Consider the following 25,849-nt stretch of genomic DNA (forward strand, 5'->3'; position numbering starts at 1 on the left):
CCTTTGACACACCACCAGAGGTGAAATAACCACGATGACCGATACCAATTCACGCCCGGATAATATGCGCATCGTTCGCCGGCTACTGTTTACGGTAGCCGGGATGTTTGCCTTCGGCTTTGCATTGGTTCCGTTATATGAGGTGTTCTGCGACATCACCGGATTCAACGGCCGCACCAGTAATGAACAGGCGGCGGCTAATGTTCGTGAAGTCGACACTTCACGAACCGTCAATGTCCAGTTCATTACCCGGGTTAATAAAGGCATGCCCTGGGGTTTTGAGCCAGAAGTAACCAGTGTACGTGTACATCCGGGCGAAACCCGGGTGGTTAACTTTCTGGCCCATAACCTGACCCGTAGCGACATGGTCGCTCAGGCTATCCCGTCGGTCGCCCCCGGCGAAGCCGCGCTGTACCTGAACAAAACCGAATGTTTTTGTTTCAATCAGCAGCCCCTGAAAGCCGGTGATGATGTGGCCATGCCCATGCAGTTTTATCTGGATCCGGATATTCCTGATCATATTCACACATTGACTTTGTCATATACGCTGTACGATATGACAGCCCGTGCTACACCTGACGTACTGGCGCTTATGGAGCAGCCAGCGGACTGAGGATTTGTTATGGCAGAAGAACAAAAATACGAAAAATACTATGTTCCCGAATCGAGCCCCTGGCCGATTGTGGGTGCTGTGGGTCTGGGCCTGATTGCTGTTGGTGCCGGCCATACCGTAATTAATATGAGTAACGATACCGAGGGCTACGGGTTATATATCTTGCTTGCTGGTATCGCCACTATTCTGGTTATGCTGGTTGGCTGGTTCCGCGATCAGATCAACGAGTCGATGTCGGGCCTGTACAGCAATCAGTTAAGTGACTCTTATCGTCAGGGAATGGCCTGGTTTATCTTTTCTGAGGTCATGTTCTTTGCGGCTTTCTTCGGTGCCTTGTTCTACGCTCGGGTGATTGCCCTGGACTGGCTGGGCGGTGGCGGTAACAACGCCATGACCCATGAAGTATTATGGCCTGGTTTCGAGGCCGTATGGCCGCTGACCGAAACCCCGGGTGGCACCACTACGCAGGGTATGGGCTGGGGCGGCTTACCGCTGTATAACACCCTGATTCTGATCACCTCGTCGATTACCTGTCACTTTGCTCATGTTGGCCTGGAACAGGGTAAACGTACCCAACTGAAAGTCTGGCTGGGCATCACCATTTTGCTTGGCTTAATCTTCCTGTATCTGCAGGGTATGGAATACGTCCATGCTTATCAGGACCTTGGGCTACAACTTGATTCAGGGATATACGGCAACACCTTCTATATGCTGACCGGCTTCCACGGCATGCACGTAACCTTAGGAACCATCATGTTGATTGTGATGTTCTTCCGGGTCATGAAAGGGCATTTCAGCCATGATAACCAGTTCGCCTTTCAGGCAACCAGCTGGTACTGGCACTTTGTTGACGTCGTCTGGGTTTGTTTGTTTATTTTTGTATACGTCCTCTGATCCAACACGGCCGTACTGAGCTGAATGCTTAGTACGGTCGCGGATTCGGTACCAGTACGCCTGAAGCGAGCAGTATCACAATGAGCACCACCGCAATCGCCGAAAATAACACCCGCCGGCCCAGATAATGTGTCATTGAGGGTTTGGTCGGGTCAGCCCGCAGCATCGCCAGCAAAGCGCGAAATAAATTGACGACCATAAACAGCATGAGTAGTACCAGAATGATTTTAGCAGTGATAACCATTAATCCGTCCTGTTCAGATAAGCCTTATGAGTAAGAGCAAAGTAATTGCGACCCTGCTCACTGTGCTGGCAATTGCTATTCTGGTCAAGCTGGGATTATGGCAACTTGAGCGGGCGAGTGAAAAACAGGCGCTTTTCGATGACTTTGAAGAGAGCCAGCTAAGCGACAACGCCGATGCCTTTCTGGATCTCGCCACTGTAAAAGAACTTCCCGGGCGTTATGCCCCCGTCCAAATTACCGGCCACTTTACCCCGCACCGTTACTTGCTACTGGATAACCAGATCCGTGACGGCCAGGTCGGCTATCAGGTGATAGGGTTACTAAAAAACCAACGGCTTGATGAGTATGTGCCCGTCAATATGGGCTGGGTGTCTATCGGCAGCAGCCGACAGGATCGTCCTGATGTCGCACTCCCTGAAGGTGAGGTGACCGTGCATGGCTGGTTCTATCAGCCCGACCAGCAGGGGTTTTTGTTGTCTGATCAGGTGGTTGAATCTGAGGGCTGGCCAATGCGCGTTCAACAGCTGCGATTTGATGCTATTAGGCAGGCAACACAGCTTCCCATCGCGCCCTATGTGGTGCTACTCTCAGAGACCGCCGACTATGGCTGGCCGCGCTCCTGGGAGCCTATGGTAATGACTCCCGAAAAGCATCAGGCCTATGCGCTGCAGTGGTTCTCACTGGCGCTTGCCTGTCTGGTGATTGTATTTTTTGCCAGTCGTTCCAGAACAAAAACAACAGAGGAATGAACATGAAGTCTGTGAAAAAATCCCGCGCCACCCTGATCGGGGTGATACTCGCCTTTTTGATCCCGGTAATTGGCGCCAAGCTAGTGCTGGATCAGACCTGGTATCAGGGTGCTGTGACCAATAAAGGGATCATGCTGGTGCCGCCGGTTGAGCTTGGCGATCTCAACCAGACCTTACCCGAAGGCTGGGTGATCGCCCTGATTGATGATGGCCAGTGCGGTGTTCGCTGCGAGCAGGCCCTGTATGCAATCAATCAGACCGACGTGGCGCTGGGCAAAGAAACCGATCGCGTTACGCCGGTACTTATCAGTGCATTGCCTACAAACCTGAATACTGAGAGAACCCCGCAGGTGCAAACCCTGGTCAGCGCGGAACTGGTGCAGAAGCTGAGTGAGATCCCACAGCACCATCTGTTTATTGTCGATCCGCTGGGTAACGTAATGCTTCATTACCCGACCTATGCGACTGAAGAAGAAATGCGCACCGAAGCGAAAAACCTGCTGTCGGATCTGCGCACTATGCTGAAACTTTCGAAGATAGGATAGTCCGATGCGCACGTTAGTCAAACTCAGCCTGATACTGACCTTTGTCGTTATTGTACTTGGTGCGCATGCTCGTTTGACCGATGCCGGACTGGGATGCCCGGACTGGCCGGGCTGCTACGGACACCTTACCGTTCCCAGCCAGCCGGAGCAGGTCTCAGCGGCGCAAAGCATCTGGCCGGACTCGCCACTGGAAAGTCATAAAGCCTGGAATGAAATGATTCACCGTTATGCTGCGGGCTTACTGGGGCTGGTGATTCTGGTTATTGCTATCTGGTCGCTGGTGCGCGTCCGTCAGCATCCTGCACAGCCGGTGAAGCTACCACTGTTTCTACTGGCACTGGTGATTTTTCAGGCCGCGCTGGGGATGTGGACAGTGACCATGAACCTGCAGCCGCTGATCGTCATGGGGCATTTGCTGGGCGGTTTCGCCACCTTCTCACTGCTGTATCTGTTGTTACTGCGCCTGAAACGCATACATCTGCCGCTCGGTGACCCGAAAGTCAGAAAAATAGGCGGCATTGCCCTGCTGGCACTATTGGTCGTGGTAGGCCAAATTGCCCTGGGCGGTTGGGTTGCGGCAAACTATGCGGCACTGGCCTGCACCAGCCTGCCAATCTGCGAAAGTGACTGGGTGGCCCGGCTGGATATCGCCGGCGCGTTTTCCGTGCCTGAGGCGGTGACCTATCAGTATGGTGCCCACGACTTTAACGAACGCATGACCATGCATGTAGCACATCGAATTGGCGCCATTATGACCATTGTGGTAGTCGGCCTGTTGCTGTTGCGCGGCTACCGTAACGCCAAATCAAAGGTCATGCGCAGCAATCTGAATCTGATCACCCTGCTGCTGGTACTACAGGTTGCCCTCGGGGTCAGTAATATCGTATTTTTCCTGCCGCTCAGTGTCGCCGTCCTTCACAATGCCGTCGGCGCCCTGTTACTGTTGAGCCTGGTCGGATTAAATTATCGTATAGCACGCAACGCCTGACGTTGCGGCAAGGAAGTAACTATGTCGGAAGAAATACCTGAAGATTTAACACTCGCGAAAACCGATGCCGCACTGGCGGCCACTTACAAACGCCGTGCCAGTTGGCATGATTACCTGGAGCTGACCAAACCGCGGGTGGTAGCCATGCTGCTGCTGACGGCGGTGGTCGGCATGTGCCTGGCCAGCCCTGGCTGGGTTGGCTGGGATATCATGATCCCTGCTATTGCTGGTATTGGTCTGATGTCGGGTTCAGCCGCGGCCATTAACCACCTGGTGGATCGCCATATCGATGCCCGTATGGCCCGCACGCTCCGACGTCCTTTGCCTTCGGGCGCACTGTCGCCGCGGCGGGTACTGGGCTTTGCCGGTATTGTCGGTGCGATCGGCTTCGTGATTCTGGCCATCTGGGTCAATATGCTTACCGCCTGGCTGACATTTGCCAGTCTGATTGGCTATGCCGTTATCTATACCATGTACCTCAAGCGGGCGACGCCTCAGAATATCGTCATTGGCGGGCTGGCCGGCGCAGCACCACCCTTACTGGGCTGGACTGCGGTCACCAACGAGATCCATCCCTTTGCGATTTTGCTGGTGATGATTGTCTTTACCTGGACGCCCCCACATTTCTGGGCCTTAGCCGTTCACCGCGCCAAGGATTACGCCAAAGCCGAAATACCGATGCTGCCGGTTACTCATGGTATTGAGTTCACCAAAACCTGCATTCTGTTGTACACCATTTTACTTGGCGTGATTTGCCTGCTGCCTTATCTGGTGGGCATGTCCGGGCTTATTTATCTGGTTGGTTCGAGCATTCTGAGTATCTGGTTTCTGGGCTATGCCTGGAAGCTGAAGTTCGCGGCCAATAAGTTTACTGCCTTCAACATGTTCAAGTTCTCGATCTGGCAGCTGTTTGCGCTCTTCATCCTGTTGTTGGTGGATCACTACTTTATGATGCCGGCGCTGGCATTTCGTGGATGATTTTTAGCCTGGTTTTTATAAAAGGGTACGTCGCATGCAAAAATTTCTGATCGGATTGGTTGCGGTGCTGGCACTGGCTGGTGGGCTCGCGATTTACCTGCTGTTGCCACAGCCCCAGGCGAAGGCGCTGGTTTATGAACCAGCTCGTATTATCGCGCCTTTTAACCTCACCGGCGACGATGCCGCGGTGGTACAGAATCAGGCGCTGCAGGGTCAGTGGACGCTGCTGTTTACCGGCTATACCTTCTGCCCGGATATCTGCCCGACCACCATGGCGCAGCTAAAAAAAGTACTGCCTGAACTGCAACAACATGCGGAAGCTCCTGTTAAAGTCTGGATGATTTCAGTCGACCCGCAACGTGATACCGTGCAGCGACTGTCCGATTATACCGGCTTTTTTGGCGACTATTTTTATGGCGTCCGCGCTGACCATCCGCAGCTCTACCCTTTTGTAAACGGCCTTGGGCTGATGTACTCGATACCGGATGAAGGGGCGACAGATTATCTGGTCAATCACAGTGCGGCCATTATTCTGGTCAACCCTGACGGCAACTTGCAGGCCATTTTTAAGGCTGATCATCAGCCGGGCCAAATCCCGACTGTGAATATGGATGATCTGGCCAGCGACTTCGAGCTCATCGCCGACGCTTACCGTTAGTCCGGCCAGCGGCCATTAGCATCAGGGCGAACAAAGGGCTGCGAGAACCAGTAGAAGCGGCCACTTTTTGACTGGCTGGGTACGGTGCAGTTAATGCGCGAGCGCCCAACAGGTAATGCTTTTGGTGCCTGCAAGGTGAAGGTTAACCCCGCCCACAACGGCTGCACCACCTCGCTGCCAAAGAAACAGTTCATCTGCCCGGGCATGAAATCGTCCTGATCCTTCAGACTGACCTGCAGGTGCGGCCGTTTGGTCTCATGCTCCAATATCATATTCTCAGGTTCAACAGCGATTACCGGCAGCGGCAGACTCAGCAGCTTGGTCTGCAGGGTGGCCAGTTTCGAGTACTGGGCGGAAGCCGGAAACCGCGGTATCGCCGCAGGGGGTGAGTATTTGCCCCAGGGGCCGGAGTGCTGGCCAAAGGCGATATAGCCTTCTTCCAGCAGCATCTGTTCCAGCGCCGGATTATACTCGCCAAACGGATAAGCAAAGAGCTTCGGCTGCTCGCCCAGTTCGGCCTCGATTTCTGCCTGCGCCTCAACGACATCGGCCCGTTGCCGAGCCAGCCACTCACAATCACTTTCTCCTTCCAGACGCCAGGTCATATGACTATGACTGTTCGAGTGATTGGCGATGGTGGCACCATATTTCTGTAATTCGCGCAACTGGTCCCAGCTCATATATAAATGTGGGGTTTCGCGCATCAGGGCGGGATTCACGAAAATGGTGAACGGCAGCTGGTATTTTTTAAAAAGCTCCAGCCCTTCGGTATACACATTCAGCCAGCCATCATCAAAGGTGATCGCCGCAGCGCGCGCTGGTAAAGGCTTGCCTTCAGCCAGATAAGCCGCGGCCTCGGTCAGTGACAGCACCGTAAAATCCTGTTCCACCAGATAGTCCAGGTGGGCTTCGAGTTCCGCCACTGTTACTGACGTAACCCGCGGTGTATCATCGCCAATATGATGATATTGCAAAATGGCGATGCCAGCCGCAGCCGGATGTGAGATGACCAACCAGGCCGAACCAACAAACACGAACAATAATCGTCGTAACCACATACCTGATCTCCAAAATTTCTGGGGCCAGTGGCAGCACCATCGCATGATATTTGCCATTGCCTTGCCCATGATCATTTCTAATATTGCCGCCCCTCTGCTGGGGCTGGTAGATACCGCTATCATAGGCCATCTTGACCGGCCTATCTACCTGAGCGCCGTCGCGCTGGGCGCTATGGTTGTCAGTTTTATCTACCTGCTGACGGTATTTCTGCGCATGACCACCACCGGCGATATCGCCCGGGCTTTTGGCGCTGAAGATACTGCGCGCCAGCAGCAAACCGTGGTTCACGGCTTGTGGTTCGCACTGGGCCTGGGTGTACTGATTATGATTGCGGCGCCGGCTATCATCTCGCTCGCCTGGTGGCTGATTGAACCTCAGCCAGAGCTGGCCCTGCTGAGTTCCAGATATATCGATATCCGCCTGTGGGCCGCACCGGCAGCGCTTATTAACCTGGTGGTACTGGGCGTGTTACTGGGTCGGCAACAGGCCCGGCAGGCGATGCTGCTGGTGATTTTTACCAATGCTGTGAACGTCGTCGCCGATGTTGTTCTGGTGGTTATTCTGGACTTCAATGTGGCCGGTGCAGCCTGGGCATCGGTTATCGCCGAGGTCAGCACCGCAATGCTCGGGCTTTATATGATCCGGTCGCTGTTACCGGGAAACCAGTGGCGCATCCGCTGGCCCGGCATGCAGCGCTTTCTGGGTATGAACCGCGACGTATTTATCCGCTCACTGCTACTACAACTTTGCATAGCCACCATGACCGGCTACGCGGCTCGTTACGGCGTAGTGGTGGTCGCAGCTAATGCCATTCTGATGCAGTTCCTGATGCTGATATCGCTCGGCCTGGACGGCATTGCTTATGCCGTCGAAGCATTGACGGGGGCCGCTGTTGGTCGCAAACGCTCTGCTGAAGTGCGCTACTGGATGCGCCTGACCTTACTCTGGTCGGTGATTTTTGCCGTCGGTTACAGTCTGGTCTTTCTATTGTTCGGTAGCAGCATCGTGCGTTTGCTGACCGACCTGCCGGCGGTGATACAGGCCGCGGAAATCTACCTGCCATGGCTGATCGCGCTGCCTTTGCTGGCTCACTGGAGTTATTATTATGACGGTGTTTACATCGGACTGGGGCTGACCCGGGCCATGCGCGATACCATGGCCATTAGCGCCCTGGCGGTATTCGTTCCGGTCTGGCAGGTCAGCCAATGGCTGCTCAGTAACGACAACGCCAACCACGGTCTGTGGTTGGCGTTGAGTTTATTTCTGTTTGCCCGCGGCGTCAGCCAGTGGCTTTACCTGCAGCGCCCCGGGCTGGCACCCGAGCAACGGATTCATCAGTAGCAGGAATCAGTAGTAAGAGTGCTCGCCGGCTTCGTGCTCAGTGGCATCCCGCACACCGGTCAGTTCTGACGGAAACTGTTGCAGCAACTGCTTTTCAATGCCTTCTTTCAGGGTTACATCGACCATGCTACAGCCGTTACACCCGCCACCAAACTGCAATACCGCCACACCATCGTCAGTAATATGACTAATGGTTACACGGCCGCCATGGCTGGCTAGCTGCGGATTGATCTCAGCCTGAATAAGGTAATCGACGCGCTCAATCAGGGGCGCATCGTCATCGACTTTTTTTGCCTTGGCGTTCGGCGCTTTCAGGGTCAGTTGTGATCCCAGGTCCTGCTCTTCAAAATCAATAACGGCGTCTTTGAGAAACGGCGCGCTGCCAGAATCCACCACGGCATCAAAACCGCTGAATGGCAGAATCTCGTCGTCGCCTTCAACAGATTCCGGCGGGCAATAAGACACCCCACACTCGGCTGATGGTGTGCCCGGGTTCACCACAAATACACGGATATTAGTATTATCCGGCTGGTCAGCAAGTAATTTGCAAAAATGCGCCTGGGCGCTTTCGGTAATACGAATCATGGGCAATACACCTCAATACTGTGCTTAGTAATATACTTGACTAAATTAGTAGGGTATATCTTACCGCAAATTTCATGCATTGCATAGTAAGTCACTTGGGCTTGGATTAAATCTTTGCTAGGTTAAAGGCTGTTATTTTTAGCTCAGGAAGCCACTATGCGACCCTTGTTTTTACGTATGCTTAGCGTTGTTGCGGTAGCCTTTATGCTACCAGCGCAAGCCACCACCCTTACCGATTATTTGCCCGACGATGTCACTTATGATCCGGACGTGCCTACCCCGGCCGAGGTACTTGGCTATGAAGTCGGTGAATGGCATGTGCGCCATGACCAGCTGGTCCGTTATATGGAAGTGCTGGCGGACCATTCTGATCGCTTTACCATTGAATACACCGGCCGCACTCATGAGCAGCGCCCGCTACTGCTGTTAACCATCACTGCGCCGGAAAACCACGGCAACATCGACCAGCTGCGTGACGCACACCTGGCCATTGCTGATCCCGAACGTACCGGTGATCCGGCGACCGCTCCGCTGGTTCTGTATATGGGCTACAGCATCCATGGTGACGAGCCCAGTGGCAGCAACGCGTCACTGCTTTATGCCTATTATCTGGCCGCAGCCCAGGGCGAGAAAATTGAGCGGGTACTGAAAGATACTATTATCCTGCTCGACCCCAGCCTCAACCCCGACGGTCTGGCGCGTTTCGCCCAGTGGGTGAACCAGCATAAGAGCCAGAACCTGGTTGCTGACACCCAGCATCGTGAACACGTACAGGGCACGCCGCGTGGCCGGGTCAACCATTACTGGTTCGACTTAAACCGCGACTGGCTGTTGCTGCAACACCCTGAATCCCGTGCCCGCATCGCTAATTTCCAGAAGTGGAAGCCCAACGTGCTGACCGATTTCCATGAAATGGGTACCGACAGCACCTTCTTCTTCCAGCCGGGCATTCCCACCCGCCGTAACCCGTTTACGCCAAAAGAGAATGTCGAGCTGACCGCGAAACTGGCAGACCACCATGCGGCCGCGCTGGACGAGCAAGGCCACCTGTATTTCACGGAAGAAGCTTTCGATGACTTCTATGTCGGCAAAGGATCAACCTATCCTGATGTGCAGGGCACTATAGGTATTCTGTTCGAGCAGGCGTCCAGCCGCGGTCACGCGCAGAATTCTATAAATGGCGTGGTGGAGTTTCCATTCACCATCCAGAACCAGCTGACCACCTCACTGACCACTATGTATGGGGCGCATGAGAACAAAGCGCTGTTCCTGGATTACCAGCAGCGGTTTTATAACAATGCGATGGCTGAATCAGCAAAAGCTGGCTTCCGCGGCTATCTGATTGGCGATGATACCGATCCGGTGCGCCTCAACGGCATGCTGGAAATTCTGTCTCAGCACGGCATTAAGGCCTATGCGCTGAACGAAAGCGTGAAGATTGATAATGTGGTTTATCGCGCCGGTAGCAGCTACTACGTGCCGCTCGCTCAGCCGCAGTATCGCCTGATCCGCGCGATCTTCACCACTCGTCAGAGCTTTGAAGACAATACCTTCTATGATGTTTCCGGCTGGACGCTGCCGATGGCATTCAACCTGAACTTTACTGAGTTTAAAAGCCGCCGGATCAATATCGCTGACAACGCCTGGCAGCCTGCGGTAAACCCGGAGGTCAACCTGACCGACAATGCTTATGCCTACGCTTTTGAATGGCATGGCTACCTAGCTCCACGGGCGCTGCAGGAATTACTCGAAGCCGGCATTTACGTGCGTCAGGCCGATAAGCCATTTACGGCGAAAACCGCCGCTGGCACCCATGCCTTCACGCCGGGTAGCGTGGTCGTTACCCGTGCCTATCAGCAGCACGACTGGGCTAAAGTGCAGCAGCACGTAGCTGATGTCGCTGCGCGCAACGAGCTTGCCGTACACAGCATTACCAGCGGTTTAACACCCGAGGGTATCGATCTGGGTAGCCGCAACCTGCGCCCGGTTGATCCGGTCAAAGTAATGATGCTGGTTGGCGATGGCGCCAGCATGTATGAAAACGGAGAAGCCTGGTACTACCTGGACCGGCACGTTGGTATTCCACTGTCGATGGTCGATACCGATCGCTTCCGCCGCATTGATCTGGACCGCTATACCCACATCATTCTGGTCGATGGCAGCTTCCGCCCACTGACCAAAGCCGATACCGAGCGCCTGCAGCGCTGGGTTCGCAAAGGTGGCGTGGTTATTGGCCAGAAAGATGGCGCCCGCTGGTTAAGCAAAAATGAGCTGCTGTCGGCAGAGTTTGTTGAAAAAGAAGTTTTCGATAAAGCTTTCCAGGTCAGCGAAGAGCGTTTTGTGGACATGGACGACTACCATGGCCGCCGCCGTCTGGCCGGCGCCATTGTCGGCCTTGAGCTGGACACCAGCCATCCGCTGGCGTTTGGTTTCCCACGGGCACAACTGCCAATCTTCAAAGATTCGCTGACCGCCATGAACGTACCGGATAAAAAATTCATTACCGCGGCCCGCTACCTTGAAGAGCCGCTGCTCAGTGGCTATGCCGCTAAAGAGAACCGCGAAGTGCTGTCCGGCAAAGCGGCTATCATCGCCCACCGGGTTGGCCAGGGCCGCGTTATTGCTTTCAGTGATAACGTGAACTTCCGCGCCTTCTTCTGGGGCAGCGCTAAGTTGTTGAGTAACGCCATCTTCATGGCCCCGGCTATTACCCCAACCGGGAATGCCGACGAAGATGCCGCTGCCGCCGCTGCCGAAGCAGCAGAAGCAGCGCACGCCCACTAAGCTAGTCTGAAGTAAGCGGTTGATGCGGCTCAGTATAAGCGAGCGTCCAGGCATCAACCGCTTTTGCTCCCCGCTTTAACAAGGCTTGTGCCGCAGCAGACACCGAGGCACCAGTAGTCAGAACGTCATCCACCACCGCTATGGTTAAACCACTCACATCCCGAGTGCAGTGCATGCTGGCCAGCATATTGTCCCAGCGCGCTGTAGCCGACGACTGGTGCTGCGCGGCTTTATCGTCATAGAGCCGGCGTAATAAGCCAGGCGCGAACGGAATCTGTAGCAAGGGTTGCAGCTCCTGGCCCAATAGCCCGGCCTGATTGTAGCCCCGCTCGCACCAGCGTTTATAGGTAAGCGGCATCGCCACGATCAAATCTGGCCAGGCGGCGGCGCGATCGCGGTAACAGTGGCGGATCTGGGCAGCCAGCAGCGGTGCGAGCAGGCGCGCCAGCTCCGGACTGCGGCGAAACTTAAACCGGTGCACCAGTTGCTGCACCTCGGGTTGCCAGCTTAGCGCGGCAAACCAGTGCCGGCCGTGAGCCAGATCCGGCCGCTGGCAACGCCAGCGCAGACAAGCCGGCGGCAGCCGCGGCAAGTCGCGCAGGCAAACCGCGCAAAAGCCACCATGATCGCCAACACCCATAGGCTGCCGGCAAATCCAGCAATAGCCCCAGGGTAACTTGGCAAGAGCCTTCCACACCGCTAACATAAGCTCCTCCTTGAGCAATAACAGCAGACGAACTAATGGTAACCCCTGTATGGCAAAGCGTCAGCGGTGACGGAGCGGATATTGTTGTACTCCACGGCTGGGGTTTGAATGCGAAAATCTGGACTCCGGTCATGCCGGCTCTGACGGAACTGGGCCGGCTGCACTGTATGGACTTGCCCGGCTATGGCGACTCGCCCTGGCCGGATGAGCTGCCGATTAACTTGGACAATCTCTGTGATCTGGTCAGCGCCGCCTTACCCGAGCGCTGCCACCTGATCGGCTGGTCCCTCGGAGGCCTGGTCGCCACCGCCATCGCTCTGAAGCAGCCGCGGCGGATCAGCTCATTAACCACAGTGGCCTCGACCCCCTATTTTCCTGCTGCCGGCGACTGGCCGGGCATTGATCCCCATATACTTAATACCTTTGCGCGTCAGCTGAGCAAGGATTTTCGCCGCACCGTCGAGCGCTTTCTGGCATTGCAGTCGATGGGCAGCCCCCATGCACGGGAGGACGTCCGACAGATCAAAGAGTGGTTATTCAGCAAGCCGATGGCTTCAGTTGAGGTATTGAATGCTGGGCTGGATATGTTGGGTGACGTTGATTTGCGCGCGCAAATGCCGCAAATTCAGATGCCGTTTTTGCGCATGTACGGGCGGCTGGACGCGCTGGTGCCGACTAACGTCATCCCCCAGGTTGATGCCCTCGCGCCGCAGAGCAAATCCGTACTAGCCGATCGTTGCAGCCATGCGCCTTTTATCAGCAACCCCCAGCAGTTTATCCGCGACTGGCGGGCTTTTTTTAACAGCCTGCCCGCTTAGGTCGGACATCTATCTCTGACAAAAAGTACAGTACACGGTGCTGCGCTGGCCCAGACGGATTTCTTTCAGGCGGTTCTTACACTGCATGCAGAGTTTGCCACCGCGGCCGTACACCAGTAATTGCTGCTTGAAATAGCCGGGCTGCCCGTCGGCCTGGGTGAAGTCCTGCAGTGTGGTGCCCCCCTGGCGAATGGCCTCGGCCAGGGTATCTTTGATCACCGGCACCAGCTTGTCATAACGGGCCTTGCTGATCTTCCCGGCGGCCCGCTTGGGGTTAATCCCTGCCTTGAACAGCGCTTCGTTAGCATAGATATTACCCACACCCACCACCACGTGATTGTCCATCAGAAAGGTTTTAACGGCCTGTTGCCGTCCACGCGAGGCGTTGAACAGGTAATCGACATGAAAGGCGTCAGTGAGCGGCTCGGGGCCTAATTCAGCCAGTAACGGGTGGGCTTGCTCAGGATCTTCGGCGCTGTATAGCCAGCAGCCAAACCGACGCGGGTCGTTAAAACGCAAAACCTGACCGGAGTCCAGCACCAGATCGATATGATCGTGCTTCACCACCAGGGTATCGGCGGGCACCACCCGCAGCTTACCGGACATGCCCAGATGCACAATCAGGTAGCCGCCAGTGGTTTTAATAAGCAGGTATTTTGCCCGGCGTTCCACCGCGATAATAGTTTCGCCTACCACCGCCTGGGCGGCAGCGGGAACTGGCCAGCGCAAGCGTGCATCACGCACCCTTAGTGCGGTTATCCTGCGCTGCACCAAATGCGGTTCTATACCGCGGCGGCTGACTTCAACTTCAGGTAACTCAGGCATTGTCATTCACTTGTGTTTGTTGAAATTCTCACCTATATTCGCGACGTTGGCGAAACGGGATCACAGAGCTTAATGCAGACTGCAGAATTATATTCCGACTTACCGGTACAGGCGTTTCAGACCCAGGCCATTGACATGGATCAGCTGGTTGAGCACGGCTATGTGATTGTACCTAATTTCCTTGCCAGCGCCCAATGCAGCAACCTCTTTGATTATGCCCGCGAACTGCCCGCCGGTGGCTGGCAGCAGGCAGGTATTGGCCGCGCCGATCAGTACACCACCAACACCGCAGTGCGGCAGGACAGAATCCGCTGGCTGAGCGCGGCACTTGCGGTTGAACGCGATTACCTGCAGATGATGGAGCACTTGCGCGAGCTCATCAACCGGGAGCTATTCATGGGCCTGTTCGACTACGAATGCCATCTGGCCCATTATCCGCCGGGAACTTTCTACCGCAAGCACCTGGATGCCTTTAAAGGCCGCAGCAACCGTATTCTTACCAGTGTTTTCTACCTGAACCCAGACTGGCAGGCCGCTCACGGCGGCGAGCTGGTGATGTATGGCGACAAAGGTGAGGTACTTGAGACCGTACTGCCCGAAGCTGGCAAGTTGGTGCTGTTCCTGAGCGATAAATTTGTGCACGAGGTGCTGCCCGGGCAACGTGACCGCTATAGTATTACTGGCTGGTACCGGCTTAACGCCAGTATCGGCGGTGTGATTGACCCCACCCGTTAAGGCGGCGACCGTTTCGCGGACACAAAAAACCCGGCACAGGCCGGGTTTTTCAATTCATGCTATGCCGCAAAAATCTTATTTGATTTTCGCTTCTTTGAACATCACGTGTTTCCGAACCACTGGATCGAATTTTTTGATTTCCATTTTCTCAGGCATAGTACGCTTGTTCTTGTCGGTAGTGTAGAAGAACCCAGTACCGGCAGAAGAGACTAAACGAATCTTATCGCGCATAGTTTAAATTCCTTACACTTTCTCGCCACGGCTGCGCAGATCCGCAAGCACCGCGTCGATACCGTTTTTATCAATAATGCGCATCGCTTTAGTAGTAATACGCAGCTTAACCCAACGCTTTTCTGATTCTACCCAGAAGCGGTGAGATTGCAGGTTCGGCAGGAAACGACGCTTGGTCGCGTTGTTTGCGTGAGAGCGGTTATTACCCACTACCGGACGCTTTCCTGTAACTTGACATACTCGTGACATCGTTTTTTACTCCAAAAATTGCTTCAAGCTCGCCTGACGCCCATCGCGGCCTTGCATTCAAATCCGAGGGCGCATTTTATACAGCAAATCCGCCCGTCAATCAAGTGATCGCGGCGTTTTTTTGATCTTTTTGATCGTGACTATCTGTGTAAATATGCCGCGCTACTTTACTCGAAACCGCGTCAATGTGCCAGTAATTATCGCGCTTCCGGCTAAAATAATAGCTACAACAGGCCCCGCTCGGCAAAGGACACCGGATCGCCGGCGCCGATCACAAAATGATCCAGTAAGGCCACATCGATCAATCCCAGTGCCCGTTTGAGGCGTTCCGTCACCCGCTGATCCGCCTGACTTGGCTCAGCAACCCCCGAGGGGTGATTGTGAGCCAGAATGACAGCCGCGGCATTGTGCTGCATCACCAGCTTAATAATTTCGCGCGGATAAACCGGCGCCGCGTTAATTGTGCCATGAAATAGCTCAACGTATTTTAGCAGACGATGCTGGCTATCCAAAAGCAGCACCACAAAAACTTCGCGCTGCTGATGCCGCAACTGAGCAGTAAGGTAGTCGCGCACCATGGCCGGTTGGGTAAAGCCGTCTTCGCGCTGCAACTGCCAGGACAAATAGCGCCGCGAAATTTCCATCACCACCTGCAACTGCATCACCCGGGCGGGCCCTAAGCCCCGTTGCGCAAGCAAATCGCGGGCCGGCGCCGACAGCATGCCGCCAATGCCTTTAAAAGTCTGCAGCAAATCGCGGGAATAGGCGACCACATCTTTGCCCGGTATCCCGGTCCCCAACAAAATTGCGAGTAATTCTGCATCGCTCAGATTGCTGACACCCAGCTCAGCCATCTTCTCACGCGGGCGCTCTTGCACCGGCCAGTCCTTTACTGAATCCATGAAAACCCTCCGTGGTTTATAGGAATATTTAGAAAACCCACGCACAAAAAAGCCACCCGCAGGTGGCCTTTCACAACACGTGCAGTAGAACCAGTTTAGATCTAATTGGTCGGTCCTGTCATGCCACTGCGCTGATAAGCATCAATGAAATCCTGACCCTTTTCCCGGTCGCGTTCGATGTCTGCAATCGAGCGGCACGTACGTTTCTTGAAGTTGGTGCCCACTTCCTGCTCACTACGGCATACATGGGTGACTTCCCCTTGATCATTCACAATACGCGTATAACCGCTGCCAATGTCTTCTTCTGACGTGCTTGAGCAACCGGCGATCAAAAGTGCTCCGCACGCAGCAATCAGTAACTGCTTCATTTTTTATCCTTTCTGGTTAGTTGTACTCGCCCAACTTAGACCAGTTTTTAATCACTGACTAGCGATAGTTTGTAACAATTTATAGGCTCGCCTTTAACAGCCCGGATGTGCTAAGGTAGCAGCAACAAAAAGGTAAGGACTTACTATGACTGCAACCCCTGATATGCCGTTGTCTGGCCGCAAGATACTTGTCGGAATTAGTGGCGGGATCGCTGCTTATAAAATACCTGATTTAGTCCGCCGGCTACGTGACTATGGCGCTACTGTACGGGTAGTGATGACCCAGGGCGCTAAAGCCTTTATTACCCCGCTGTCATTACAGGCAGTATCCGGACATGCCGTCCATGATGACTTACTGGATCCCGATGCCGAAGCGGCTATGGGCCATATTGAACTGGCCAAATGGGCCGATTTGGTCCTGATCGCGCCGGCTTCTGCCAGCATTATTGCCCGCCTGGCCCATGGCCTGGCTGACGACCTGCTGACTACCTTGTGCCTGGCCACCCCGGCACCTATAGCCGTTGCCCCGGCTATGAACCAACAAATGTGGGCGGCAGCTGCAGTACGGGAGAATGTCGCGATCCTGGCCCGTCGGGGCGTACATATCATCGAGCCGGCCAGTGGTGCACAGGCCTGTGGCGATATAGGTGCCGGCCGCATGCCGGAAGTACCGGACTTACGTGAAGCCGTGTGCAAATTACTTAGCCCCGCGACCGGCGAACTGAGCGGCAAGCACGTGCTGATTACCGCCGGCCCAACCCGCGAGGCGGTTGACCCGGTGCGTTATGTCAGTAATCACAGCTCAGGTAAGATGGGTTTTGCGCTAGCTGCTGTGGCCCAGCAGATGGGCGCCGAAGTGACGCTGGTTGCCGGCCCCTGCCGGCTACCGACACCACCCCAGGTAACCCGCATTGATATAGAATCCGCCGAGCAGATGTTGAGCGCGGTTCAGGAGCATGTTGCTCAGGCTGACTTTTTTGTGGCCTGCGCAGCGGTGGCGGATTACCGACCCACAGCCGTTGCCGACAGCAAAATAAAGAAATCCGCCAGTACTATGACCCTTGAGCTGGTACGCAACCCTGACATTCTTGCTACTGTCGCCAGTAGCAGCAAACCACCCTTTACTGTCGGCTTTGCCGCCGAGACCAACGCCGTGGCCGACTATGCCCAGGACAAACTGCGACGCAAGCGGCTGGCGATGATAGCGGCCAATGATGTCAGCGACACCAGCATCGGCTTTAACAGTGACGAGAATGCCATCAGCCTGTTTTGGCTCGACAGCCAGCAACAACTGCAGAGTAAGTCGCTTGATAAAGCCAGTAAACACGAGATAGCGCGCGGCATTCTGCAACAGGCCGCACAGTTGCAGAGCAGCAACGATTACAGCATCGCTACCGACTAATTTTGACGAAAACTGAGACCTATACCTATGACCACCAAAAAACCGAATCGCAAAGAGCAGATCCTCGGTACTCTGGCTGCCATGCTGGAAACCAGCCCGGGCCAGCGTATCACCACCGCCCGTCTGGCCGCCGAGCTGGGCGTGTCCGAAGCAGCTTTATACCGCCACTTTCCATCCAAGGCGCGGATGTTTGAAGGCCTGATTGAATTCACCGAGGACGCCGTACTCTCGCGGATCAACCAGGTGCTTGAGGTCGAAAAAGATACTCTGGTACGCTGCGAGATGATTTTGCGCGTGGTGCTGACTTTTGTCGAACGCAATCCGGGCATTACCCGGGTACTGACCGGCGATGCGCTGATGGGCGAGCATGATCGTCTGCGCGCACGGGTGCTCGGTATTTTTGAGAAAATTGAAGCCAACCTGAAGCAGGCCATTCGCGAGCGCCGCCTGCGGGAAAACGTTCAGACCCGGATTGACGAAGGCGTCTTGGCGAACCTGCTCATGGCTTATGCCGATGGCAAGATCGCGCAGTTTGTCCGTTCTGAGTTTAAGCGTGCGCCAACTGAACACTTTGATGAGCAGTGGCAGACGATGGCGCAGCAATTACTGAGTTAATTATTCCGAGGTCCGCGCCCGGCTGAGCAGGTTAATTGCCGCCTGCTGTGGCGTGGTTTCACCGTAAAGCACGTCATAGAGCTGCTCGCAGATGGGCATTTCGACGCCATTGCGCCGCGCCAGGGTCACCACTTCACGGGTATTGCGATAGCCTTCCACCGCCTGACCGATGCTTTTCATGGCTTCGTCCACGGATTTGCCTTTACCCAGAGCCAGTCCGAAACGACGGTTGCGTGACTGGTCATCAGTACAGGTCAGAATGAGATCGCCAAGCCCTGCCATACCGGTGAAGGTTTCCGGCCGCGCACCAAGTTTTAATCCCAGTCGCGTCAGCTCCGCTAAGCCGCGGGTGATCAACGCCGTGCGGGCATTGGCGCCAAAGCCGATGCCATCGGCCATACCGGCACCGATAGCAATCACGTTCTTCACTGCGCCACCAAGTTGCACGCCAATAAAATCATCATTGGTATACACCCGGAAGCTGCGGTCGCAGTGCAGGAGTTCAGATAAATCGTAGACAAACTTGTCGTTGGTGGACGACATAGAAATTGCGGTGGGCAGCCCCTTGGCCATTTCCATGGCGAACGTCGGGCCAGACAATACCGCCAGCACCCGATCACTACCGAGAATCTCTTCGGCCACTTCAAACAGCAGGCGGCCAGTTTCCGGCTCCAGCCCTTTAGTCGCCCAGGCGACCCGTGCATCGGCCCGCAGGTGCGGTTGGATGTCCTTAAGTACCTCAGCGAAACTGCCACTTGGCACCACCACCACGATATTCACTGCATCTTCAACGGCAGCCACCAGATCTGAGGTCACAATGACCTCTTCAGGTAACGCTATACCAGGCAGATAGCGGGAGTTTTCGCGGGTCTTGTGCATGGCCGTGATCTGATCCGCATCGCGGCCCCACAGGCAGGTTTTGGTCCCCTTACGGGCAAAACAAAGTGCCAGGGCGGTTCCATAAGAACCCGCACCCAGCACTGTAACTTGCGTATTACGCATAGTAGTTAGCGTCAGCCCTTAAGCGTCAGCTTGCTCGCCTTGCTGCTGACGTTGTTGCAGGTGTTGTGCGAAGATCGCATCAAAGTTAACCGGCGCCAGGTTCAGCTGTGGGAAAGTAGAGCGGCTTACCAGGCTCGACAGACACTCACGCGCATAGGGGAACAGGATGTTCGGGCAGAACGCGCCCAGCAGATGTGCACGCTGGTTGTCTTCAATCGAATCAGCGATGGTAAAGATACCAGCCTGATGAACTTCAGCCAGGAACGCCACTTCGTCACCAACCTTGTTGGTCGCAGTGATTTTCAGTACGACTTCGTAAACGCCGTCTTCAATAACGGTGTTTTTAACGTTCAGATCCAGGTTCAGCTCAGGCTTCCACTCTTTGCGGAAAATCGCTGGTGCGCCCGGCGCTTCAAAAGATACATCTTTGGTATAGATGCGTTGAATTGCGAATGCTTGTTCTTGCTGTGCGTCGGTTTGAGCGGCGCCGTTCGTTTGCTGTTCGTCAGCCATGATCATTACTTCCTATAAGATTGAGTTCTGAATTATTTTTTAACCAGTGGAAAACTGGCGCTCTGCCAGGCAGAGATACCGCCCTGCAACAACGCGACCTGCTCGTAGCCTGCTTTACTTAGCTGAGTAGCAGGCCCCTTCGCGGTCATTCCGGTAGCGCATACCACAACGATGGGGGCAGATTTGTATTTCTCAAGCGCGCCGAAATCATTTTTCCGGATCCGCTCAGCGGGAATATTCAGTGAACCCTGGATATGGCCTTTGCGAAACTCGTCAACAGAACGAATATCGACAAACACGCCATTATTACGATCAACCAGTAAAGTCGCCTGCTGCGGTGGCAGCGCCTTTATCTTTGAGGTTGCCGCCTGCGCATAAGTAACAATCAACGCGATCAATAAAATAACCCAAAGAGTACTCATCAGGTAATGGTCGCTTGCGAATGCGAGGATTTGCTCCATGGTACGAATAGCTCCAACTGAAAAAATCAAGCACCAGAGTATACCTGCTGAAATGGCAGATACCAGTAAAATTTGGCGCCATTTTACTGCCACAACGGATGCGCCAAAAGCAAAAATCGCATAAACTGAAACCACTATCAGATGTATTGAGGATGCTATGGCTAAGCAAAACACTCCACTTGCACTACTTATTCTGGATGGCTGGGGCCACCGCGAAGATGCAGCAGATAATGCCATTGCTGCCGCAGCGACCCCAAACATGGACAGGCTCTGGGCAAATTGCCCCCGAACGCTGGTTGACGGCTCGGGCAAAGCAGTCGGTTTGCCGGCTGGCCAGATGGGCAACTCGGAAGTGGGCCATGTGAATTTGGGCGCAGGCCGCGTGGTCTATCAGGACTTCACCCGCATCAGCAAAGCCATCGCCGACGGCGACTTTTTCGAGAACCCGGCCTTCACCGAAGCGGTCGATAAAGCTGTGGCCAATGACAAAGCCGTGCACATCATGGGGCTGCTGTCACCGGGCGGCGTGCATAGCCACGAAGATCATATGAAAGCGATGGTAAAGCTGGCGGCCTACCGTAACGCCAAGCGTATTTACGTGCATGCTTTTCTTGATGGGCGCGACACGCCGCCGCGGTCTGCCAAAGAATCAATTGAGCGTTTTGAGCAGCTGTTCAGCAAATTAGGGGTTGGCCGGTTCGCCTCGGTGTCAGGCCGCTATTTTGCAATGGACCGGGATAATCGCTGGGATCGCGTCCAACAAGTGTGGGACGTGATGGTCGAAGGCAAAGGCCAGCGCCATACCCGCAGTGCCGGCGAAGCCCTGCTATCCGCCTATGAACTCAATGAAGACGACGAGTTTGTAAAACCAACCCTGATTGGCGAAACCGTCAAAGTCGACGATGGCGACACCCTGGTCTTTATGAACTTCCGCGCTGACCGTGCGCGTCAGTTAAGCCATGCCTTTGCCGATAAAGAGTTTGATGAATTTGACCGGGGTCACCGCCCGGCCCTCAATGCCTTTGTGACGCTGACTGAATATGAAGCCGGGTTGGACGCTCAAGTGGCATTCCCCACCACCGAACTGAAAAACGTGTTGGGTGACTGGCTGGCGCAGCATGATTACACCCAGCTGCGTATTTCCGAAACGGAAAAATACGCCCACGTTACCTTCTTTTTCAGCGGTGGCCGCGAAGACACGTTTAAAGGTGAAGAGCGGGTGCTGATCAAGTCACCGAATGTCGCTACTTATGACCAGCAGCCTGAAATGAGTTCTGAGGAACTCACCGATAAGCTCGTCGAGAGCATCAAAGCCGGCAAGCACGACGTGATCATCTGTAATTACCCTAACGGCGATATGGTTGGTCATACCGGCAATTTCGAAGCTGCCGTTAAAGCTTGTGAAGCCGTTGACCGCTGTGTTGGCCGGGTGGTTGAGGCGCTGCGCGAAGTAGGCGGTGAATGCCTGATCACCGCTGATCATGGCAACGCCGAACAAATGCAGGACCACACCACCGGGCAATCGCATACCGCCCATACCAGCGAGCTGGTGCCCTTTATTTACGTTGGTCGAAATGCCACTGCCCGTGATGGGGGCAAGTTATCCGATGTCGCGCCAACAATGTTACACCTGTTGGGTCTGGAGCAGCCTGAAGAAATGTCGGGTTCACCTATTGTGAAGCTGGAGAAGTGATGGCCAGGTGGCTGCTGCTTGCGCTGCTCTGGTCGCTTAGTGCTAATGCCATGCAGCAGTCAGCTGACCAGGCCGAAACCGAGGCGCGGCTTGAAGCGATTGCGGCGGAGTTGCAACGCCGCCAGGCCGCTATTGAACAACGTGCCAAAGAACTCAGCCTGACTGAAAAAGAACTGCGACTGCTGGAACTACAAATCAGCACAGTCACCAGCGAACTTAATGCCACCCGCAATGCCCTGCGGCAAACCCAGAGCCGGATTGACGAGCTACAGCAACAACAGCAGCAGCTCGAGCAACGTCAGCAACAGCAATTGGAGTTACTGGCGCGGCAGCTGGATATGGCCTACCGCATGGGTAAGCATGATCTTATTAAGCTGATGCTTAATCAGGAAGATCCCGCCCGCTTTGAACGTCTGCTTGGCTATTATGGTTACCTGAACCGGGCCCGCCTGGCTGAAGTCGAAGAACTCAAGACCATACAGCAAGAGCTTACCCAGGTTGCCAGTGAACTTGAGCAGCAGCGCGAAACCCTGGCCGAGCAGCAGCAGGAACAGCGCGTGCAGCAAGGCATTGTGCAGGAACAGCAACGCGAACAACAGCAGCTGATCACCCGGTTGCAGCGCGAACAGGCCGCCGACAAGCAACGTATCAATCAGCTCAGAGAAGACCAGGAAGCACTGGAGCAGGTACTCGGCGCCATTATCGCCGCCTTGCGTGACGAGCCCCGCCTGGATGGCCTGCAGGCTTTGAAAGGCCAGCTGAGTTGGCCGGTTCAGGGTCGCGTTCAGCAGGTTTTCGGTAAACCACGCAGCGGTGGTGTCACCTGGAAAGGCATTACCATCGAGGCGGCCGCCGGCACGCCGGTCACCGCCATAGCCGATGGCCGGGTATTATTTGCCAATTGGCTGCGGGGCTTCGGGTTGGTGCTGGTACTTGATCACGGCAACGGCTACATGAGCTTGTATGGCCATAACCAGACCATTCTGCCCGCGGTCGGCGAAACCGTGCGGCGCAACGAAACGGTTGCCCTGGTAGGCCAGAGCGGCGGCCGCTCGGAGCCCGGCCTGTATCTGGAAATCCGCGTCAAGGGCGATGCCGTTAACCCCACGCCGTGGTTCCGCTGATGATAACCAGCCTGTATTTTAGCCTGATGCTGCTGACCAGCAGCGCTGCCAGCCCACCACCGGTGCAGATTGCCGTGGTTATTGACGATTTGGGTAACAGCGCCAGCCATCAGCGCTTTACCGAACTTCCCGGCGCCCTGACCCTGGCATTTTTGCCCCATACACCTCATGCCAGCCGACTGGCAGCATTGGCGCACAAAGATGGCAAAGAGGTCATGCTACATATGCCGATGCAGCCAGCGGGCGCACAGCTTGCCGGCCCGGGCATGCTCAGCACCCTGCATACCGAAGCTGAATTGCTGGCCGAGCTTGATAAAGCCCTGGCAAACCTGCCTGGCGCCAGCGGCGTGAATAACCACATGGGCAGTTTGCTAACAACCGCGAGCGAGCCGATGCGCTGGCTGATGCAGGCCCTTGCCAGCCGCAATATGTATTTTCTGGATAGTCGCACCAGCGCCGCCACGCAGGCTGAACTGATGGCTGATGAGATTGGCCTGCCGGTGGCCCGCCGCCATGTGTTTCTTGATCATGACCCGCAGCCCCAGGCTATTGCCCGGGAATGGCAGCAGTTGCTGAAACTTGCCCGTAAGAATGGTTTCGCTATTGCCATAGCGCACCCCCACCAGAGCACTTATAGCTTCCTGAAAGAGCAGCTGCCGCAATTAGAGCAGCAGGGAATTTCGCTGGTGTTTGTTTCCAGGCTGACACAAAAAAGCCCGCTGGTTAGCGGGCCTTCTGAAGAACTCAAAAAACTACTGCAACCGACTACGCCATAGCGTTGCGCAGTTTCTTCATGGCATTCTGTTCAAGCTGACGTACCCGTTCAGCAGAAACCTGATATTTATCGGCTAATTCCTGTAGGGTGGTCTTGTTATTTTCATCCAGCCAGCGGGCGCGGACGATATCCTGGCTGCGTTCATCCAGGGTCTTAATAGCTGACAGCAGGCGCTGTGAATTCTGCGCTTCCCACTGTTCATTTTCGATTTCTTCGGCCAGGTCAGAGCGCTTGTCTTCCAGATACTGAGCCGGTGAGTAAGCAGTGCCTTCGCGGGATTCATCATCGTCAGAGCTCAGCTCAAACGCCTGATCGTAAGCGCTCATACGCGCTTCCATTTCCATCACTTCATTGGTACTTACACCCAGGGTTTCAGCAACGGTGCTGACTTCGTCCTGAGTAAACCAGCCTAAGCGCTTTTTCATCTTACGCAGGTTAAAGAATAATTTACGTTGTGCTTTGGTGGTCGCGATTTTCACCATGCGCCAGTTCTTCAGCACATACTCGTGAATTTCTGCTTTGATCCAGTGTACAGCGAAGGACACCAGGCGCACCCCTACTTTCGGGTCGAAGCGGCGTACCGCTTTCATCAGGCCGATATTACCTTCCTGAATCAGGTCAGCCTGCGGCAGGCCGTAACCGGAATAACCGCGGGCAACGTGCACGACGAAACGCAGGTGCGACATGATCAGCTGCCGTGCAGCTGCTAAATCGTCCTGCTCTACTAAGCGCTCTGCCAGATCACGCTCTTCATCGGCACTCAACATTGGAATGCGATTGACCGACTGAATATAAGCTTCCAGGCTGCCGCTACTCTGCGGTACTGCTAACGCCAAATTTGTCATTTCAGTGCTCATCCAACAACATCCTCTTTTTACTGCTGTCCGGCTGCATCGCCGTACATACATCAGACCTCTTTGGGTCTGCAAAGTTCTATCATTCTAGCAAATCTGACGCAGGTGACAATGATCGATCCTATAGATCCTGCTTCAGATCATATGGGGCCGGATTATTGGGGTTCAATAGTTGCGACGTGTTTTCTTACCGCAATATAAGAACCTAACAATCCCAGCCCCACCGCAATCAGCCAGAGTACCAGCATTTCCTGAAAATTCAGGCCGGTAAGGCTGAACTGGCTTTCATATAACTCGCTGATAGCCCGCACCGCATCGTCAATCCACCAAATCAGCAGGGCCGTGGCCAGCCAGGCAATAACGCCGCCGACAATGCCGTACCAGATTCCGGTATACATAAAGGGCCGCTGAATATAGGCATCGGTGGCGCCGACCAGCTTCATCACCATGATCTCATCACGCTTACTGTTAATATTCAGGCGGATAGTATTACCGACTATCAGTACCACGGCGATACACAGCAATAAAGCCAGCGCCAGAAAGCCATCGCGCACCAGGTTCAGCAAGGCTTCTAAGCGCTGCAGCCAGGCTAAATCCAGCCGGGCTTCATCCACTTCGCGCTCACTTTTCAGGCTGCGCAATAAGACTTCAGCCGCGGCGGGGCTGCGCTTATCTGCAGCCGGGGTAACTAAGAGTACGTCGGGCAGTGGATTTTCGGTCAAAGCGTCAAGCGCACTGCCAAAACCTGAGCCTTCCCCAAATTCCGCCAGCGCCTCGTTTTTATCAATCCATTTCACCGATTCAATGTCCGGCGACAGGTTCAGGCGCTTGGTAAAGGTCGCAACTTCCTGCTGGCTTAAATTCTTACGCAAAAATACCGTGATCTCTGCGGCTTCCTGCCAGTCAGAGCCTATGGCGTCGGTATTTTTCACCACCACATAAAGCGTGGCCGGCAGAGTGAGGCTAAGCCCGAGCACCGCCATGGTCATCAGACTGGCCAGCGGATAGCGGGCCAGTTCACCTAAACTCGCCACGGCTTGCTGGGCATTATGTACCCAGAACATGACAAAACGACGAAAGCCGGAAATTTTGACCTGCTGGGCACCCTGGCTGCGTGAACGGAACAATAAACTCATGC

30 protein-coding genes are annotated in these 25,849 nt (G+C 54.8%); 16 read left to right on the forward strand and 14 right to left on the reverse strand.

Annotation, left to right across the window (positions count from 1 at the left end; genetic code table 11):
* The first annotated feature begins 34 nt into the window (after window positions 1-34).
* Window positions 35-613, forward strand: coding sequence for a cytochrome c oxidase assembly protein (locus tag R3196_RS07660; protein WP_318936184.1), 579 nt, complete (start codon window positions 35-37; stop codon window positions 611-613).
* Between the two features lie 9 nt (window positions 614-622).
* On the forward strand, window positions 623-1,507 hold the full coding sequence (locus tag R3196_RS07665) for a cytochrome c oxidase subunit 3 (protein ID WP_318936185.1): 885 nt from the start codon (window positions 623-625) through the stop codon (window positions 1,505-1,507).
* A gap of 28 nt (window positions 1,508-1,535) precedes the next feature.
* Here the strand turns inward: R3196_RS07665 and R3196_RS07670 are convergent, their stop codons facing one another.
* Window positions 1,536-1,751 carry a DUF2909 domain-containing protein gene (locus tag R3196_RS07670; protein WP_318936186.1) on the reverse strand — a complete coding sequence of 72 codons (216 nt, stop codon included), beginning with the start codon at window positions 1,749-1,751 and terminating at the stop codon, window positions 1,536-1,538.
* Between the two features lie 26 nt (window positions 1,752-1,777).
* Between R3196_RS07670 and R3196_RS07675 the strand changes: the two genes are divergently transcribed.
* The 5 genes from R3196_RS07675 to R3196_RS07695 are packed head-to-tail and all read left to right on the forward strand — an operon-like array spanning window position 1,778 to window position 5,669.
* Window positions 1,778-2,500: an SURF1 family protein gene (locus R3196_RS07675; protein ID WP_318936187.1), complete on the forward strand. Its 723-nt coding sequence runs from the start codon at window positions 1,778-1,780 to the stop codon at window positions 2,498-2,500.
* Between the two features lie 2 nt (window positions 2,501-2,502).
* Entirely contained in the window at window positions 2,503-3,045 is a 543-nt protein-coding gene (locus R3196_RS07680; protein ID WP_318936188.1) for a hypothetical protein, read from the forward strand.
* Between the two features lie 4 nt (window positions 3,046-3,049).
* Window positions 3,050-4,033, forward strand: a complete 984-nt coding sequence (locus R3196_RS07685) for a COX15/CtaA family protein (RefSeq protein ID WP_318936189.1) — start codon at window positions 3,050-3,052, stop codon at window positions 4,031-4,033.
* A 21-nt stretch (window positions 4,034-4,054) separates the two neighbouring features.
* Window positions 4,055-5,011: a heme o synthase gene (gene cyoE, locus R3196_RS07690; RefSeq protein WP_318936190.1), complete on the forward strand. Its 957-nt coding sequence runs from the start codon at window positions 4,055-4,057 to the stop codon at window positions 5,009-5,011.
* 34 nt (window positions 5,012-5,045) lie between these two features.
* Window positions 5,046-5,669: an SCO family protein gene (locus R3196_RS07695; protein ID WP_318936191.1), complete on the forward strand. Its 624-nt coding sequence runs from the start codon at window positions 5,046-5,048 to the stop codon at window positions 5,667-5,669.
* Here the strand turns inward: R3196_RS07695 and R3196_RS07700 are convergent.
* Window positions 5,666-6,727 carry a polysaccharide deacetylase family protein gene (locus R3196_RS07700; protein WP_318936192.1) on the reverse strand — a complete coding sequence of 354 codons (1,062 nt, stop codon included), beginning with the start codon at window positions 6,725-6,727 and terminating at the stop codon, window positions 5,666-5,668. The genes R3196_RS07695 and R3196_RS07700 overlap by 4 nt on opposite strands.
* A 43-nt stretch (window positions 6,728-6,770) precedes the next feature.
* Here R3196_RS07700 and R3196_RS07705 point away from each other — a divergent pair, with 43 nt between their 5' ends.
* Window positions 6,771-8,069 (forward strand): MATE family efflux transporter, encoded by a 1,299-nt coding sequence (locus tag R3196_RS07705; protein ID WP_318936193.1) that lies wholly within the window; start codon window positions 6,771-6,773, stop codon window positions 8,067-8,069.
* Between the two features lie 6 nt (window positions 8,070-8,075).
* Here R3196_RS07705 and nfuA read toward each other — a convergent pair whose 3' ends face one another.
* Window positions 8,076-8,654, reverse strand: a complete 579-nt coding sequence (nfuA, locus tag R3196_RS07710; RefSeq protein WP_318936194.1) for a Fe-S biogenesis protein NfuA — start codon at window positions 8,652-8,654, stop codon at window positions 8,076-8,078.
* Between the two features lie 156 nt (window positions 8,655-8,810).
* On the opposite strand from nfuA, the gene R3196_RS07715 reads away from it, so the two are divergent.
* Window positions 8,811-11,438, forward strand: a complete 2,628-nt coding sequence (locus tag R3196_RS07715; protein WP_318936195.1) for a M14 family metallopeptidase — start codon at window positions 8,811-8,813, stop codon at window positions 11,436-11,438.
* A 1-nt stretch (window position 11,439) separates the two neighbouring features.
* Here the strand turns inward: R3196_RS07715 and R3196_RS07720 are convergent, their stop codons facing one another.
* Window positions 11,440-12,144, reverse strand: coding sequence for a ComF family protein (locus R3196_RS07720; RefSeq protein WP_318936196.1), 705 nt, complete (start codon window positions 12,142-12,144; stop codon window positions 11,440-11,442).
* A 35-nt stretch (window positions 12,145-12,179) separates the two neighbouring features.
* Between R3196_RS07720 and bioH the strand changes: the two genes are divergently transcribed.
* Entirely contained in the window at window positions 12,180-12,962 is a 783-nt protein-coding gene (gene bioH, locus R3196_RS07725) for a pimeloyl-ACP methyl ester esterase BioH (protein WP_318936197.1), read from the forward strand.
* A gap of 9 nt (window positions 12,963-12,971) precedes the next feature.
* Here the strand turns inward: bioH and mutM are convergent, their stop codons facing one another.
* The gene (gene mutM / locus R3196_RS07730) at window positions 12,972-13,787 is read right to left on the reverse strand and encodes a bifunctional DNA-formamidopyrimidine glycosylase/DNA-(apurinic or apyrimidinic site) lyase (protein ID WP_318936198.1); all 816 of its coding nucleotides are present in this window, start codon (window positions 13,785-13,787) and stop codon (window positions 12,972-12,974) included.
* Between the two features lie 72 nt (window positions 13,788-13,859).
* On the opposite strand from mutM, the gene R3196_RS07735 reads away from it, so the two are divergent.
* Entirely contained in the window at window positions 13,860-14,522 is a 663-nt protein-coding gene (locus R3196_RS07735) for a 2OG-Fe(II) oxygenase (protein ID WP_318936199.1), read from the forward strand.
* 75 nt (window positions 14,523-14,597) lie between these two features.
* On the opposite strand, the gene rpmG is transcribed toward R3196_RS07735, so the two are convergent.
* From rpmG to R3196_RS07755, 4 genes are all read right to left on the reverse strand, one after another.
* Window positions 14,598-14,753: a 50S ribosomal protein L33 gene (rpmG, locus tag R3196_RS07740; RefSeq protein WP_034775164.1), complete on the reverse strand. Its 156-nt coding sequence runs from the start codon at window positions 14,751-14,753 to the stop codon at window positions 14,598-14,600.
* Window positions 14,754-14,765: 12 nt separating this feature from the next.
* Window positions 14,766-15,002, reverse strand: coding sequence for a 50S ribosomal protein L28 (gene rpmB / locus R3196_RS07745; protein WP_318936200.1), 237 nt, complete (start codon window positions 15,000-15,002; stop codon window positions 14,766-14,768).
* 224 nt (window positions 15,003-15,226) lie between these two features.
* Window positions 15,227-15,904, reverse strand: coding sequence for a RadC family protein (gene radC / locus R3196_RS07750; protein ID WP_318936201.1), 678 nt, complete (start codon window positions 15,902-15,904; stop codon window positions 15,227-15,229).
* A 101-nt stretch (window positions 15,905-16,005) separates the two neighbouring features.
* Window positions 16,006-16,272, reverse strand: a complete 267-nt coding sequence (locus tag R3196_RS07755) for a hypothetical protein (RefSeq protein WP_318936202.1) — start codon at window positions 16,270-16,272, stop codon at window positions 16,006-16,008.
* Window positions 16,273-16,435: 163 nt separating this feature from the next.
* Here R3196_RS07755 and coaBC point away from each other — a divergent pair, with 163 nt between their 5' ends.
* Window positions 16,436-17,674 carry a bifunctional phosphopantothenoylcysteine decarboxylase/phosphopantothenate--cysteine ligase CoaBC gene (gene coaBC, locus R3196_RS07760; protein ID WP_318936225.1) on the forward strand — a complete coding sequence of 413 codons (1,239 nt, stop codon included), beginning with the start codon at window positions 16,436-16,438 and terminating at the stop codon, window positions 17,672-17,674.
* A 27-nt stretch (window positions 17,675-17,701) separates the two neighbouring features.
* Window positions 17,702-18,289 (forward strand): nucleoid occlusion factor SlmA, encoded by a 588-nt coding sequence (gene slmA, locus R3196_RS07765; protein ID WP_318936203.1) that lies wholly within the window; start codon window positions 17,702-17,704, stop codon window positions 18,287-18,289.
* Here the strand turns inward: slmA and gpsA are convergent, their stop codons facing one another.
* The 3 genes from gpsA to R3196_RS07780 are packed head-to-tail and all read right to left on the reverse strand — an operon-like array spanning window position 18,290 to window position 20,265.
* Window positions 18,290-19,291 carry an NAD(P)H-dependent glycerol-3-phosphate dehydrogenase gene (gene gpsA, locus R3196_RS07770; protein WP_318936204.1) on the reverse strand — a complete coding sequence of 334 codons (1,002 nt, stop codon included), beginning with the start codon at window positions 19,289-19,291 and terminating at the stop codon, window positions 18,290-18,292.
* Window positions 19,292-19,309: 18 nt separating this feature from the next.
* Window positions 19,310-19,804: a protein-export chaperone SecB gene (gene secB, locus R3196_RS07775; RefSeq protein ID WP_318936205.1), complete on the reverse strand. Its 495-nt coding sequence runs from the start codon at window positions 19,802-19,804 to the stop codon at window positions 19,310-19,312.
* Window positions 19,805-19,836: 32 nt separating this feature from the next.
* A complete protein-coding gene (locus R3196_RS07780; protein ID WP_318936206.1) occupies window positions 19,837-20,265 on the reverse strand; it encodes a rhodanese-like domain-containing protein in 429 nt (142 codons plus the stop codon).
* Window positions 20,266-20,422: 157 nt separating this feature from the next.
* Here R3196_RS07780 and gpmI point away from each other — a divergent pair, with 157 nt between their 5' ends.
* The 3 genes from gpmI to R3196_RS07795 are packed head-to-tail and all read left to right on the forward strand — an operon-like array spanning window position 20,423 to window position 23,858.
* A complete protein-coding gene (gpmI, locus tag R3196_RS07785; protein ID WP_318936207.1) occupies window positions 20,423-21,958 on the forward strand; it encodes a 2,3-bisphosphoglycerate-independent phosphoglycerate mutase in 1,536 nt (511 codons plus the stop codon).
* On the forward strand, window positions 21,958-23,082 hold the full coding sequence (locus R3196_RS07790; RefSeq protein ID WP_318936208.1) for a murein hydrolase activator EnvC family protein: 1,125 nt from the start codon (window positions 21,958-21,960) through the stop codon (window positions 23,080-23,082). Before gpmI ends, R3196_RS07790 begins: the two co-directional genes overlap by 1 nt.
* The gene (locus tag R3196_RS07795) at window positions 23,082-23,858 is read left to right on the forward strand and encodes a divergent polysaccharide deacetylase family protein (RefSeq protein ID WP_318936209.1); all 777 of its coding nucleotides are present in this window, start codon (window positions 23,082-23,084) and stop codon (window positions 23,856-23,858) included. Before R3196_RS07790 ends, R3196_RS07795 begins: the two co-directional genes overlap by 1 nt.
* On the opposite strand, the gene rpoH is transcribed toward R3196_RS07795, so the two are convergent.
* Both rpoH and ftsX read right to left on the reverse strand, forming a co-directional pair.
* On the reverse strand, window positions 23,848-24,714 hold the full coding sequence (gene rpoH / locus R3196_RS07800; RefSeq protein WP_318936210.1) for an RNA polymerase sigma factor RpoH: 867 nt from the start codon (window positions 24,712-24,714) through the stop codon (window positions 23,848-23,850). The two genes, R3196_RS07795 and rpoH, sit on opposite strands and share 11 nt — an antisense overlap.
* A gap of 152 nt (window positions 24,715-24,866) precedes the next feature.
* A complete protein-coding gene (gene ftsX, locus R3196_RS07805) occupies window positions 24,867-25,847 on the reverse strand; it encodes a permease-like cell division protein FtsX (RefSeq protein WP_318936211.1) in 981 nt (326 codons plus the stop codon).
* Window positions 25,848-25,849: the final 2 nt, after the last annotated feature.

The sequence above is a fragment of the Pseudidiomarina sp. genome, from assembly GCF_033722695.1.
Taxonomy (GTDB): Bacteria; Pseudomonadota; Gammaproteobacteria; order Enterobacterales; family Alteromonadaceae; genus Pseudidiomarina.